This is a genomic window from Glycomyces sambucus, from assembly GCF_900102815.1.
Taxonomy (GTDB): Bacteria; Actinomycetota; Actinomycetes; order Mycobacteriales; family Micromonosporaceae; genus Glycomyces; species Glycomyces sambucus.
In genome coordinates this window covers 491719-503429 of the sequence record NZ_FNGF01000006.1, presented here as the reverse complement: position 1 = coordinate 503429, position 11711 = coordinate 491719, and the positions used below count along the sequence as shown (strand labels likewise).

General features: G+C 70.6%; 12 protein-coding genes and 1 tRNA gene. 6 read left to right on the top strand and 7 right to left on the bottom strand.

What is annotated here, in order from left to right:
* The first annotated feature begins 4 nt into the window (after window positions 1-4).
* From BLS99_RS20135 to BLS99_RS20120, 4 genes are all read left to right on the top strand, one after another.
* The gene (locus tag BLS99_RS20135) at window positions 5-328 is read left to right on the top strand and encodes a cytidine deaminase (protein WP_091053554.1); all 324 of its coding nucleotides are present in this window, start codon (window positions 5-7) and stop codon (window positions 326-328) included.
* Window positions 321-1220, top strand: coding sequence for a GTPase Era (gene era, locus BLS99_RS20130; RefSeq protein WP_091053491.1), 900 nt, complete (start codon window positions 321-323; stop codon window positions 1218-1220). The genes BLS99_RS20135 and era overlap by 8 nt, the downstream gene beginning before the upstream one ends.
* Window positions 1221-1363: 143 nt before the next feature.
* Window positions 1364-1440 (top strand) — tRNA-Met (locus tag BLS99_RS20125).
* 445 nt (window positions 1441-1885) lie between these two features.
* The gene (locus BLS99_RS20120; protein ID WP_091053490.1) at window positions 1886-2242 is read left to right on the top strand and encodes an Rv3235 family protein; all 357 of its coding nucleotides are present in this window, start codon (window positions 1886-1888) and stop codon (window positions 2240-2242) included.
* Window positions 2243-2296: 54 nt separating this feature from the next.
* On the opposite strand, the gene BLS99_RS20115 is transcribed toward BLS99_RS20120, so the two are convergent.
* The 4 genes from BLS99_RS20115 to BLS99_RS20100 all read right to left on the bottom strand — a co-directional run bounded on the left by BLS99_RS20115 (window position 2297) and on the right by BLS99_RS20100 (window position 7563).
* Window positions 2297-3559, bottom strand: a complete 1263-nt coding sequence (locus BLS99_RS20115; protein ID WP_091053489.1) for a phytase — start codon at window positions 3557-3559, stop codon at window positions 2297-2299.
* Window positions 3560-3642: 83 nt separating this feature from the next.
* On the bottom strand, window positions 3643-5730 hold the full coding sequence (locus BLS99_RS20110) for an iron ABC transporter permease (RefSeq protein ID WP_176953456.1): 2088 nt from the start codon (window positions 5728-5730) through the stop codon (window positions 3643-3645).
* A 5-nt stretch (window positions 5731-5735) separates the two neighbouring features.
* Window positions 5736-6725: an ABC transporter substrate-binding protein gene (locus tag BLS99_RS20105; RefSeq protein WP_091053487.1), complete on the bottom strand. Its 990-nt coding sequence runs from the start codon at window positions 6723-6725 to the stop codon at window positions 5736-5738.
* Window positions 6726-6735: 10 nt separating this feature from the next.
* Window positions 6736-7563 (bottom strand): ABC transporter ATP-binding protein, encoded by an 828-nt coding sequence (locus tag BLS99_RS20100; protein ID WP_091053486.1) that lies wholly within the window; start codon window positions 7561-7563, stop codon window positions 6736-6738.
* A gap of 271 nt (window positions 7564-7834) precedes the next feature.
* Here BLS99_RS20100 and BLS99_RS20095 point away from each other — a divergent pair, with 271 nt between their 5' ends.
* Complete coding sequence (locus tag BLS99_RS20095) at window positions 7835-8095, top strand: helix-turn-helix domain-containing protein (RefSeq protein ID WP_091053485.1); 261 nt, start codon at window positions 7835-7837, stop codon at window positions 8093-8095.
* A gap of 96 nt (window positions 8096-8191) precedes the next feature.
* Here the strand turns inward: BLS99_RS20095 and BLS99_RS20090 are convergent, their stop codons facing one another.
* Both BLS99_RS20090 and BLS99_RS20085 read right to left on the bottom strand, forming a co-directional pair.
* Complete coding sequence (locus BLS99_RS20090; RefSeq protein WP_091053484.1) at window positions 8192-8482, bottom strand: Smr/MutS family protein; 291 nt, start codon at window positions 8480-8482, stop codon at window positions 8192-8194.
* A gap of 9 nt (window positions 8483-8491) precedes the next feature.
* A complete protein-coding gene (locus BLS99_RS20085; RefSeq protein WP_091053483.1) occupies window positions 8492-9424 on the bottom strand; it encodes a cation diffusion facilitator family transporter in 933 nt (310 codons plus the stop codon).
* Between the two features lie 381 nt (window positions 9425-9805).
* Between BLS99_RS20085 and BLS99_RS20080 the strand changes: the two genes are divergently transcribed.
* Window positions 9806-11026, top strand: coding sequence for an MFS transporter (locus BLS99_RS20080; protein WP_218126739.1), 1221 nt, complete (start codon window positions 9806-9808; stop codon window positions 11024-11026).
* Here the strand turns inward: BLS99_RS20080 and BLS99_RS20075 are convergent.
* Window positions 10995-11669, bottom strand: a complete 675-nt coding sequence (locus tag BLS99_RS20075; RefSeq protein ID WP_091053481.1) for a Pr6Pr family membrane protein — start codon at window positions 11667-11669, stop codon at window positions 10995-10997. The genes BLS99_RS20080 and BLS99_RS20075 overlap by 32 nt on opposite strands.
* Window positions 11670-11711: the final 42 nt, after the last annotated feature.

The window sequence follows — 11711 nt, the reverse complement described above, 5'->3', positions numbered from 1 at the left end:
GCACGTGGACGACCTCGACGCCGAGGACGCGAAACTCGTCACGCTGGCCCGCGGGGCCGCGGGGCGCGTCTCGCAGACCACCGGCGCGGCCGTCCGCGACGCCATCGGCCGCACCTACGCCTCGGCGGCGGTCGACCTGCCGTCCCTCCGGCTGACCGCGCTCCAGGCGGCGGTCGCGCAGGCGTTCGCGGCGGGGGCCGAGGCGCTGGAGGCCGCCGTGGTCTTCGGCGCCGAGTCGGACGAGGACGGCCTCAAGGCCGCCAAGGAGATCAGCAGCGACGTGACCGCTTACTCGGTCATCCGGAAAGAGGTCAACCGTCTTGCCTAGCAACGAGTTCCGCGCAGGCTTCGCCTGCTTCGTGGGCCGCCCGAACGCGGGGAAGTCCACGCTCACGAACGCGATCATGGGCCAGAAGATCGCGATCACGTCGAACCGGCCCCAGACCACGCGCCACGTGGTCCGCGCGATCCTGCACCGCCCGGACTCCCAGCTCATCCTGGTGGACACGCCCGGCCTCCACCGGCCGCGCACGCTCCTGGGGGAGCGCCTGAACGACCTGGTGCGCCAGACCTGGTCCGAGGTCGACGTCATCGGCCTGTGCCTGCCGGCCAACGAGAAGCCCGGGCCCGGCGACAAGTTCATCACCGGCGAGATCGCCAAGCTCGGCGCCAAGGTCGTCGCGGTCGTCACCAAGATCGACCTCGTCTCCAAGGACGCCCTGGTCCGCCACCTCACCAACGTCGCGGCCCTCGGCGAGTTCGCCGACATCGTGCCCGTCTCCGCGAAGACCGGGGACAACCTCGACGAGCTCGTCGGCGTGCTCTCGGGCCACCTGCCCGAGTCGCCGCAGCTCTACCCGGACGGCATGATCTCCGAGGAGCCCGAGCGGGTCATGATGGCCGAGCTCATCCGCGAGGCCGCCCTGGAGGGCGTCCGCGACGAGCTGCCGCACTCCCTCGCCGTCGTCATCGAGGACGTCGAGGACGAGGACTCCGACGGCGGCCCGCGCAAGAAGATCTGGGCCGAGATCTACGTCGAGCGCGACTCCCAGAAGGGCATCGTCATCGGCAAGGGCGGCGACCGCCTCAAGCGGGTCGGCACCAAGGCCCGCAAGGGCATCGCCCAGCTCATCGGCGGCCGCGTCTACCTCGACCTCCACGTCCGCGTCGCCAAGGACTGGCAGAAGGACCCGAAGATGCTCGAACGCCTCGGCTTCTGAGCGAAGGCCCGGCCCGAAACGGCCGGGCCTTTTCACATTCACCCCGCAAATCCACTGAAACCCCAGGTGAACAAGGCGTGACCCCCCTCACTGAACCCGCTGTGGCAGGTGGTTTCCGGGATGATGTACTCTTTACATACCGACGCGGGATAGAGCAGCTCGGTAGCTCGCCAGGCTCATAACCTGGAGGTCGGTGGTTCAAATCCGCCTCCCGCTACCAGTAGAAAACCCTGGTCAACGAAATGTTGACCAGGGTTTTTTCTTGTCCTGAGCCTGTGTGCAATGAGCGCTGCAAATGCGCCAGGGCCTGCCTGGATATCGAGAATCGTGATGCCGATTTGAGCGCTTCCGGGGGTGCTGAGCGTGCTCGGGTAGTGCCCTGTCCGTCGTTCCCGTGCGATCTTCCAGGACCTGATCTTTGCTCAGGACCATTCTGCGCGACACGCTGAAGCGAGATTGTCGATTTTTGTAGGGTTCGGCAGGCGGGGTTGGTTACTGCCGGGCGCTTGTCGTTTACGTGGGGATCTACAAGGGAGCTCACTCGTTCGAGGTCGACAAATTCTGCGTTGGCGGGGAGGCGGATTCACCTTGGGTGTTGTTGACTTCACTCAAGGTGACCTCTAGATTTCCTTTCAGCCGTTCCCCACCGAACGATTGGGACAATCATGAACTGCCGCAACGACATTGTGACCGCCCCGAACCCGCGTCAAGCCGTCAGCTACTCCGCTTATTTTCTGAACGTGCTCACCGGCCGCAAGGCCGCCGCCGAGGCACGGTTGTTGGCGACGCCGGAGGGGTGGGCCGCGTTCGTGCGGGTCCGCAGGCGGGTGCCGAGCCACTTTCGGCAGGTTCGGGTTCGCCGGGCGAGTTTTCCGAATGCCGTTACCGCCGAGGTCGTCGCCATGGTCGAGAACGGCGCTGCACATCATGCGATGACGTTCACCTTCGCCGCTACGCAGCACGGCTGGCGGCTTTCCCACTGCGAGCTGTTGGATCAGAGTCAGTCCCGTCATCGGCTGTAGCCGTGACAAGACCGAGGCCGCCGAGCATCTGCTCGGCGGCCTCTTTTGCGGGGTCTAGCGGCGGGTGCAGTTGGTGCGGAGATCGAGGCCGCTGTTCTCTGCTACGTCTTGCCACGAGAGGAATTTGAAGTTGGTGCTGGATTCTTCGGTGCCTTCGGGGGTGTTGTCGCCGTCCTGGACCACGAGGAGGCCGCCTCGGTAGCCGGGGAGGGACGTGTTGACGACGTCGGCGCCGTCGCTGTGCTGGGTGGAGTCGACGTCGCCGGAGTCGATCGTGAAGCTGCCCAGGTACGCGTTGCCGTGCTTCAAGTTGTAGACCGCGAACGTGTCGTCTCCCTGGCTGGAGGCGAGGAGGTAGCCGGTGCCGCGGCCTGTGGAGTAGATCGTGAGGCCCTCGATGTCGGTGTGGAGGACGTCGCCGCCGTAGCCGGGGTCGGGGTCGTAGGTGCACTCGTCGGTATCGGGGTCGTACACGCCCGGGAGGCCGAATTCGATGGCGGTGTCGACGAGTTCGGGTTCGCCCTTGAGGTCCGCGTTGATCTTCCAGATGCCGACGAGTTCTTGGCCGAGGTAGGCGGTGCCGGTCGCCTCGTCAACCACCATGCCCTCGACCTGGGGGTCCTGGCCGGTGTCGTCGCAGGGCTTCCACGAGTCGCCGCTGGGGAGGTCGAAGTCGGCGGGGAGGTGGAGCGTGCGGACCTTCTGCCAGGTGACGCGGTCGCCGTCGGCCTTCAGTTTCAGCAGGGCCACTTCGGATTCGGCGTTGCGGCTGACGAGGGCGTATGCGCCTGAGCGGTTCTGGAAGGTCGCCAGGCCGTAGGCGGTGTGCTCGCCGTTCACATCGTCTTGACTCCTGCTGAAGATCCAGCCGGCGTCGGGTGCCGTGACGTCCACCAGTTCGCCGTTCTCGATCTTGAAGACGCCCAGGTTGTCCATGCCTCGGTCGGAGGCCACCGCGAGGTCGACCTTCTCGCCGTCGAGCTTGAAGTCGGTGATGAGGTCGACGTTGTTGTAGCGGCCCGGGGCGTCGTCCTCGCCGGGGGCCGGGCGGGGGTCGACGTGCTGGAGCTCGTTGCCCTGGAGGTCGTAGACGTAGAGGCCGGCCTCCTTGGCGGTGGTGATGACCAGGCTGTCCGCGGGCTCGTCCGGGTCGATCCAGATCGCGGGGTCGTCGGCGTCGGCGCCGTCCTCGTCGTAGAGGGCGGGGGTCTCGAGGATCGCGGTCACCGGTTCGTCGTGCGCGGCCTGGGCCGCGGGGGCGGCGAGCAGGGCCGTCGCCGCGGCGAGGGCGGTGAGGGTGAGCAGGCGGGACGGCACGGGGCCTCCAAAAAGGCAGGGGTTCAGCGGTCAGATCGATCCTCGACCCCGCCGATGAACCCCTGGTGAATCCCGCCCCAACCTCAGCCGGTCCTGGTGCGGGTCCTCCACAGCAGCCACACGAAGTACGGCGTGCCGATCAGCGAGCAGACCAGGCCCGCCGGGATCTGGGCCGGGGCGATCACCGTGCGGCCCAACGTGTCAGCGAGGCTGACGAGGAGCACGCCGAGGAGGATCGACACCGGGAGGACGCGCGTGTGGCGGCTGCCGACGAGGCCGCGCGCCAGGTGCGGGGCCACCAGGCCCACGAAGCCGATCACGCCCACGACGGCCACGGCGGCGGCCGTCAGCACCGCGGCGGCGCCCAGGAGGAGCAGCCGGGTGCGTTCGAGCCGGACGCCGAGCGTCCGAGGAGTGTCGTCGTCGAGGGCGAGGAGGTCGATCTCCTTGCGGTGCGCCAGGATCAGCGGCAGCACCACCACGAGCGCGGCCGCGAGGGGGATCAGGCGGTCCGCGGTGCGGCCGTACGTGGTCCCCGACAGCCACGTCATGGCCTTCGGCGTGTTCCACGGGTCCGAGGCCAGGATGATGAGGGTGATCGCGGCCATGCCGATCGACCACACGGCGATGCCGATGAGCACCAGCCGGGACGTGTCGAGCCCGCCGCGCCACGCGAGCGCGTACACGAGCGCGAACGCCCCCAGGCCGCCGACGGCCGACATGCCCGTGACCGCCCACGCCCCCGACGAGGGAATCCAGGTGATGAGCGCGACCGCGCCGATCCCCGCGCCGGCCGTGACGCCGAGGAGGCCCGGTTCGGCGAGCGGGTTGCGCAGGATCCCCTGCGTCACCGCGCCCGCGCACGCGAGCGCCGCGCCGGCGAGGATCGCGGCGAGGACGCGCGGGAAGCGCTGCTCGATGATCCACGTGTAGCTCGCGCCCGTCCTGCCCGCGACCCAGTTGACCAGGTCGCCGCCCAGGAGCATCGTGTCGCCCGAGAGCATCCCCGCGAACAGCGCCCCGAGGGACGCGGCCGCGAGGCCGCCCAGGATGAGCAGGAACGCCAGGCGCCCGCGGTTCGCCGCGCCATGCAGGATCGCCGGCCGGTCCTCCGAGCCCGCGCTGGTGACCGAGCGCGCCAGCCACACCATGACCGCCGCGCCCAGGAGCGTCGTCGTGACGCCCACCGGGATCTCGATGCTCTTCTCGGCGCCCAGGACCGCGCGCACCGCGAGGTCCGCGCCGACGACCACCAGCGCGCCGCACAGGGCCGCGAAGGGAATGAGCACGCGGTGCGCCAGCAGCACCGGCACGCGCCGGGCGATCTGGCGCGCGATGACCGGGGCCGCGAGGCCCACGAAGCCGATCGGGCCCGCCACGGCGACCGCGCACGCGGCCAGCAGGAGCGAGCACAGGACCGCCAGGGTCCTGGTGCGCCGCACGTGGACGCCCAGGCTCGCGGCCGTGTCGTCGCCCAGGCGCAGCAGGTCCAGGCGCGGGGCCACGAGCATCGCGGCGACGATCGCGAGGAGCACCAGCGGCGCCGCCTGCGCCATCGACTCGAACCCGGCCAGGTTGAGACTGCCAGAGCCCCAGGCGAACAGCCCGGTCGTCTCCTCCTGGAACAGCAGGATCAGCAGGGACACCAGGGAGTTCGCGGCCATCGCCGTCGCCGAGCCGGCGAGGATCAGCCGGGTCGTGGCGGACTCGCCCCCGCCCGCCGACAGCGCGAGCACCAGGCCCGCGGTCGCGAGCGCGCCCGCGAACGCGACGCCGATCCCGGACAGGAACGGCAGCGTGATCCCGAAGGCCGCCACCGCGGTCACCGCCAGGTACGCGCCCGCGTTCACCGCGAGCGTGTCGGGGCTGGCGAGCGCGTTGCGCGCCACCGACTGGAGCAGCACGCCGGACGCGCCGAGCGCGACTCCGACGAGCACCGCCCCGGTGAGCCGGGGGAGTCGGGCGCCTTCGAGGACGTGCCACACGCCCGCGTCGGCGCCGCCGGTGACCAGTGCGAGCAGGTCACCGGCGTCCACTTCGGACGTGCCTTGGGTGAGGTGGAGCACCGCCAGCGCGACCAGGGCTCCGGCCGTGACGAGGAAGGCCGCCGCGGTCGGGACGAGGCGCGGCGCCTTCCGGGCCGGGGCCTCCGGTCGCGCCGGCGAGCTCAGGGTGCTCAACTGGCGTAGACCTCGGCGAAGTAGTCGAGGAGCGCCTCGGAGGACTTGGGGCCGCCGAAGGTCCAGGTGCCGGCGGGCAGCTCGTACGTGGTGCCGTTCTTCACGAACGCCAGGTTCTCCCAGATCGCGTTGCCCGCGACGCCGTCGCTGAAGATGTTCGTGCCGTCGGCGTTGTTCCAGATGAACTTGAGCTCGGTGTCGGTGAACTGGGCCATGCCCTCGACGTCGGTGGCGCCCAGGCCCCACATCCCGTCGGTCTCGCCGGTCCAGGCGTTCGTGAGGCCCACGGCGGTGCCGATGGAGCCGACGAGGGAGCTCGCGGCGAAGGGGCGGATGGAGACGGCGTCGCCTTCGATCCAGCCGTCGGCGTAGAGGTACGGGACGGCGCCGGTGCCGGCGGCCTCGATGGCGGCCTTGGTGTCGGCGATCTTGGCCTCGAAGTCCGACCACAGGGCCGCGGCCTCGTCGGTCTTGCCGGTGAGGGTCGCGATGAGGTCGACGTCGCTCTTCATGCGGGCGAGGTTGTCGGTCTCGTTGGAGCCCTCGGTGACCAGGACCGGCACGAACTCCTCGATCGAGGCGATGAGGGCCTCGTCGTCGGTCTCCATGACGACCAGGTCGGCGTCGAGTCCGGCGATGGCGTCGATGGACGGCTCCTGGCGGGTGCCGACGTCGGTGACGGTGTCGTCGAGCGGTACGGCGGCGCCGGCCCACATGTCGTAGCCCTCGATGTCGGCGACGCCGACGGGCATGACGCCGAGGCTCGCGACGATCTCGACCTCGGCCCATTCGAGCGCCACGACCTTCTCGGCGGGGGCGTCGAGTTCCACGGTGCGGCCGAGGAAGTCGGTGACCGAGACCGGCCCGGCGTCGCTCTCGGAGCCGCCGGACGCCTCGCCCTGTTCGGTGGTGCCGCACGCGGCGGCGGCGAGGACGGCGGCCAGTGCTGCGGGCACGGCGAACGTCTTGAGGTCGGGAATTCGCATCGGGTTCCTTCTATTCGGTGGTGGTGCCCGCGAGTCTGCGGGAGTGGTGGCGGCCGATGGGCCGGGCCGTGAGCAGGCCGGTGACGGGGTCGGCGTCGACGCGGATGTCGATGCCGTATGCGGCGGTGAGGTTCTCGGCGGTGAGCACCTCGGCCGGGGTCCCGGCGGCCTTGACGCGGCCGTCGTGGAGGAGCACGGCGCGGTCGGCGACCGCGGCGGCCTGGTCGAGGTCGTGGAGGACGACGCCGACGGCGGTGCCGTGCTCGTCGGCGAGGTCGCGGACCAGGTCGAGGATCTCGACCTGGTAGCGCAGGTCGAGGTGGTTGGTGGGCTCGTCGAGGAGGAGCACGGCGGTGTCCTGGGCGAGGCAGGAGGCGAGCCAGACGCGCTGGCGCTCGCCGCCGGAGAGGGCCTCCATGCCGCGTTCGGCCATGTGCTCGACGCCGCAGATCTCCATGGCGCGCTGGACCTTCACGGGCCCGTCGGGGTCGCCGTGGCGCCAGCGGCCGCGGTGGGGGTGGCGGCCGTAGCCGACGACGTCGGTGACGCGGATGCCGCCGGGGACGGGGCGGGACTGGGAGAGCAGCGCGACGCGGCGCGCGAAGTCCTTGGGGCTCAGGGCGGCCGATTCGGTGCCGTCGGGGAAGCCAACTGTGCCGGCCTCGGGCCGGTGCAGGCGCGCGAGGGAGCGCAGGAGGGTGGACTTCCCGGACCCGTTGGGTCCCAGGAGGGCCGTCACCTCGCCGCCGCGCAGGTCGATGTCGGCGTCGTGGACGACGGTGTCGCCGAAGTAGGCGAGTCGGAGGGCGCGGCCGCTCAAGCCTGCGTCATCTGGCATGTAGGTAAGGCTAACCTACGCTGATCTCGTTTGCATCTCGCCGGGTCACAGAGTGGGAACACTCGGCGGCGGTACTGGCGCGCGCAATTCTGGCAATGAATCCCGTTCGCGCCCAAATCCTCCCTCCTCCGGTGAGGACGCGCACACCACGCGTAAGAGTGAATACCGGCGGGTCGCTCTGGACTCGGACGTGCCGCGTGGGGTCGACTGGTCCTTGGCGGCCCCGCACCGATGCACCCCGTGTCGGCGCGGTCCGCAGGAAAGGACGAACATGACACCGAATGCGAAGGTGGGGCCTTCGAGTGTCGCCACCATCGACGACATCTGGACGGTCGAACGCGTCAAGTCGCTCGGCGTGATGACGAACGTGGAGACCGCGGCCCAGATCCTCGGGATCGGGCGGACGGTCGCGTACCGGCTGGCGAAGGACGGCGACTTCCCCGTCCAGGTCCTTCGGATCGGCCACAGCTACCGGGTACCGGTGCTGCGACTGCTGGAGGTGCTCGGCGCCGACGGCGACCGGATCGACTGAGCGGCAGGACGCTCGGCGGTCACAACCGCATACCTGAGCACGCGGCGCGGCGGCGCAACCCACGGGGAGGAAGGTTGCGCCGCCGTCTGCGTACCATCATCGCTTGCGGCGCTTGTCCTTGTGCTGGCTTTGCTCAAAACGGAAGTGCACGAAAAGTCTGCCGAAGTTCTTGGAGTCCTTGTCGACCCGGTGGTACAGGGCCTTGACCTCCTTCTGGTCCAGGAACCGCAGCACCTTCTTCTTGAGCTGGCCGGATCCCTTGCCGGGGATGATCTCCACGAGGTCGATCCGCTTGTCGACCGCCTCCTGGATCACGTCCCGCAGCGCCTTCTCGATCTGGTCGCCCTTGTTGAAGATGTCGTGGAGGTCCAGCACCAGTTTCGCCATGGCCCGAGCCTATGCGCCCTCGGCCGCGGGGGCGTCCGTGCGCTGGATGTCGGGCTCGATGTAGATGAGCTTCGCCTTGGGGACGGCGGCGCGGATGCGCGCCTCGGCGGCGTCGATCTCGGCGGCGACCTGCGCGCCGGTCTCGGACCGGTCGATGCCGACCTTGGCGGCGACCAGCAGCTCGTCGGGGCCGACGTGGAGGGTCTTGAGGTGGATGAGGACGCTCGTGCCGTCCTGCTTGATGGCGCCCTCGATGGCCGCGATGTCCTCGTGGGTGGCCGACTCGCCGATGAGCATGGAGCGGATCTCGATCGCCAGGACCACCGCGATGCAGACGAGGAGCACGCCGATCGCCATGGTGCCCAGAGCGTCGAAGACGACGTTCCCGGTGATCCAGGACAGGCCCACGCCGAAGAGGGCGAGGATGAGGCCGACGAGCGCGCCGATGTCCTCCAGGAGGATCACCGGCAGCTCGGGGGAGCGGGAGCCCTTGATGAACTGCACCCAGGTCTGCTTGCCGCGCACCGCGTTCGACTCCTTGACGGCCGTGCGCAGCGAGAACGACTCCAGGACGATCGCGATGACCAGGACGATGACGGCGACCAGCGGCGTCTTCAGGTCCTCGTGGTGGGACAGCTTGTGGTAGCCCTCGTAGAGGGCGTACACGCCGCCGATGGAGAACAGGACGATCGAGACGATGAACGCGTAGATGTAGCGCTCGCGCCCGTACCCGAACGGGTGGGCGGGGCTGGCGGCCTTGCGGGACGCCTTGCCGCCGATGAGGAGCAGGACCTGGTTCGAGGCGTCGGCGACCGAGTGCACGCCCTCGGCCAGCATCGACGCCGACCCGGTGATCCCGGCCGCCACGAACTTGGAGATCGCGATGCCGGTGTTGGCCAAGAGGGCCGCCACGATCGCCTTGGTGCCGCCTTCTGCTGACATGCGCCCGTCGTTCCTTCCGGTGAAGCCTGCGCGCGCAGCGTGCGGCGCAGACACGAGTCTGTCATGGCTTCGCAACCCCGCGGCGGGCGCCGGGTTCGCGTCCCATGCAGTCGTGAACGCTACAGGCGTACGGGTGGACGGTGTGGCCCCGCGGGCTCTACCCTTGGTGCAGGCGACGCCCCGGGAGCGATCCCGGTCAGGGCCGACGCCCGTACACCGCCAAGGGGACCTCAGCTCCCCGGCCGCCCGCCCTCCGAGGCGGGCAGCCCCTGTACGGGCCGATCCCGTGTCGCCCGCGCGCGGACCGAGTGGTGGACCGGTTCCGGCAATACGACCCGCGAGGGTCCCTGCCGAGAACCGACTCTGACCTGGAGCGCCGCCGTGACCACGCTCGACCGCACCCTCTCTCCCACCGACACCCGCGGGCCCGCCGCGCCCGAGCGCGCGACCCCCAGGCAGTGGCTCGCCGTGGCCGCCGTCTCCCTCGGCGTCTTCGTCGTCATGACCTCCGAAGTCCTCCCTGTGGGCCTGCTCACGCCGATCAGCGGCGAGCTGGGCGTCAGCGAGGGCACCGCCGGCCTCATGGTCACCGTCCCCGGCCTGGTCGCCGCGATCGCCGCGCCCCTGAGCGTCGTGCTCTCGCGGCGCCTCGACCGCCGCCTGGTGCTCATCGCCCTCGCCGTGCTCGTCGCGGGCGCGAACATCGGCGCCGCCACCGCGACCGGCTTCGGCCCGCTCCTGGCCGCCCGCGTGCTCGTGGGCGTCTCGATCGGCGCGTTCTGGGCCGTCGCCGGGGGCATCGCGCTGCGCCTGGTCCCCGCCCGGGACGTGCCGCGCGCGACCGCCGCGGTCTACGGCGGGATCGGCGCCGCCACCGTCCTCGGCGTCCCGCTCGGGACGCTCATCGGCGACCACTTCGGCTGGCGCGCGGCCCTCGTCGCGCTCACCGGCCTCGCGCTGGTCGCCATGGCCGCCATCGCGGTCCTCGTCCCCAAGCTCCCGTCGAACTCGCAGGTCTCGTTCGCGTCGCTCCCGAAGGTGGTGCGCGGCAGCAAGGCCGTGCGCACCGGCCTGGCCCTGACGTTCTTCATCGTCACCGGCCACTTCATCGCGTACACGTTCATCAGCCCGATCCTCCAGGCCAACGGTCTCGCCGCCTCCCAGGTGAGCGGCCTGCTCCTGGCGTTCGGCGCCGCCGCGCTCGTCGCCACGGTCGCCTCCGGCTCGCTCATCGGGCGGCACCTGCGCGCCACACTCGCCGTCCTCGGCGTCGCGATGGCGCTCGGCATGGCGCTCATGGCCTTCGCCGTGGGCGACCTGTTCTCGGCCACCGCGGTCCTGCTGCTGTGGGGCGCGGGCTACGGCCTGGTCTCCCCGGCCGTCCAGACCTGGTACATGAACGCGGTCGAGCCCGGCGAGGTCGAGATCGCGACCTCCCTGAACACCGTCATGTTCAACCTGTCGATCGCGGCCGGCTCCTTCGCGGGCGGCTTCGCCGTCGACCGGTCGGGTCCGGACACGGTGCTGTGGATCGGCGCCGCCCTCCTCGTGCCGGTCGTCGTGATCGCCCTCAGGGCCGCGCGCCGGCCCGCCCGCGCCTGAGCCGCCGGTCGACCCACTGCGCCAGGGCCGCAAGGCAGAACGCGGCGAGGAGCACCAGGGCCGTGTTGAGCGCGGCCCGCGGGTGGCCCAGGGCCGCGGCGTCGAGGAACGGGTACGGGTACCAGCCGGTCCGCGCGCCCTGCGCGAACGTGTAGGCGATCCACGCGACCGGCCACAGGAACGCCAGCCACGCGGTGCCCCCGTCGACCTGCCCGCGCGGCCCGAACACGAGCCAGCCGACCAGGAACGCCGCCGGGCTGAGGTAGTGGAACGCCGCGTTCACCGCCCACGCGACCCCGACCGGATGCACCAGCGGCGCGAGGACCAGCGCGAACACGATCCCGGTGATGACGATGCCGAGCAGCGCGTCCAGGCGCAGCACCCGCCACGCGCGCCCGTCCCGGTCGGGCCGCAGCGCCAGGAGGCCCGAGGCCCACAGCACCAGGAGGTTGCTCTGGATCGTGAAGTAGCTGAACAGGTGCACCAGCCGCACCCGCGTGGACTCGTCCCCGCCGCCCGCGGCGGCGTTGACGTCGGTACCGCCCTGCACCACCAGGACCGTCTGCGTCACCAAGGCCGCCAGCACGATCGCGAACAGCGTCCCGTGCCAGACCCGGCTCGCCCGCCTCCGCTTCGCCCGCATCGCGCCTCCCCGTCAGCGGGAGCGTATCGGAGCGTAGGCCCT

Coding starts and splice junctions, on each gene's coding strand:
- BLS99_RS20120 (WP_091053490.1), top strand. CDS start 1,886: ATGAACTGCCGCAACGACATTGTGACCGCCCCGAACCCGCGTCAAGCC.
- BLS99_RS20105 (WP_091053487.1), bottom strand. CDS start 6,725: ATGCGAATTCCCGACCTCAAGACGTTCGCCGTGCCCGCAGCACTGGCC.
- BLS99_RS20100 (WP_091053486.1), bottom strand. CDS start 7,563: ATGCCAGATGACGCAGGCTTGAGCGGCCGCGCCCTCCGACTCGCCTAC.
- BLS99_RS20095 (WP_091053485.1), top strand. CDS start 7,835: ATGACACCGAATGCGAAGGTGGGGCCTTCGAGTGTCGCCACCATCGAC.
- BLS99_RS20090 (WP_091053484.1), bottom strand. CDS start 8,482: ATGGCGAAACTGGTGCTGGACCTCCACGACATCTTCAACAAGGGCGAC.
- BLS99_RS20085 (WP_091053483.1), bottom strand. CDS start 9,424: ATGTCAGCAGAAGGCGGCACCAAGGCGATCGTGGCGGCCCTCTTGGCC.
- BLS99_RS20075 (WP_091053481.1), bottom strand. CDS start 11,669: ATGCGGGCGAAGCGGAGGCGGGCGAGCCGGGTCTGGCACGGGACGCTG.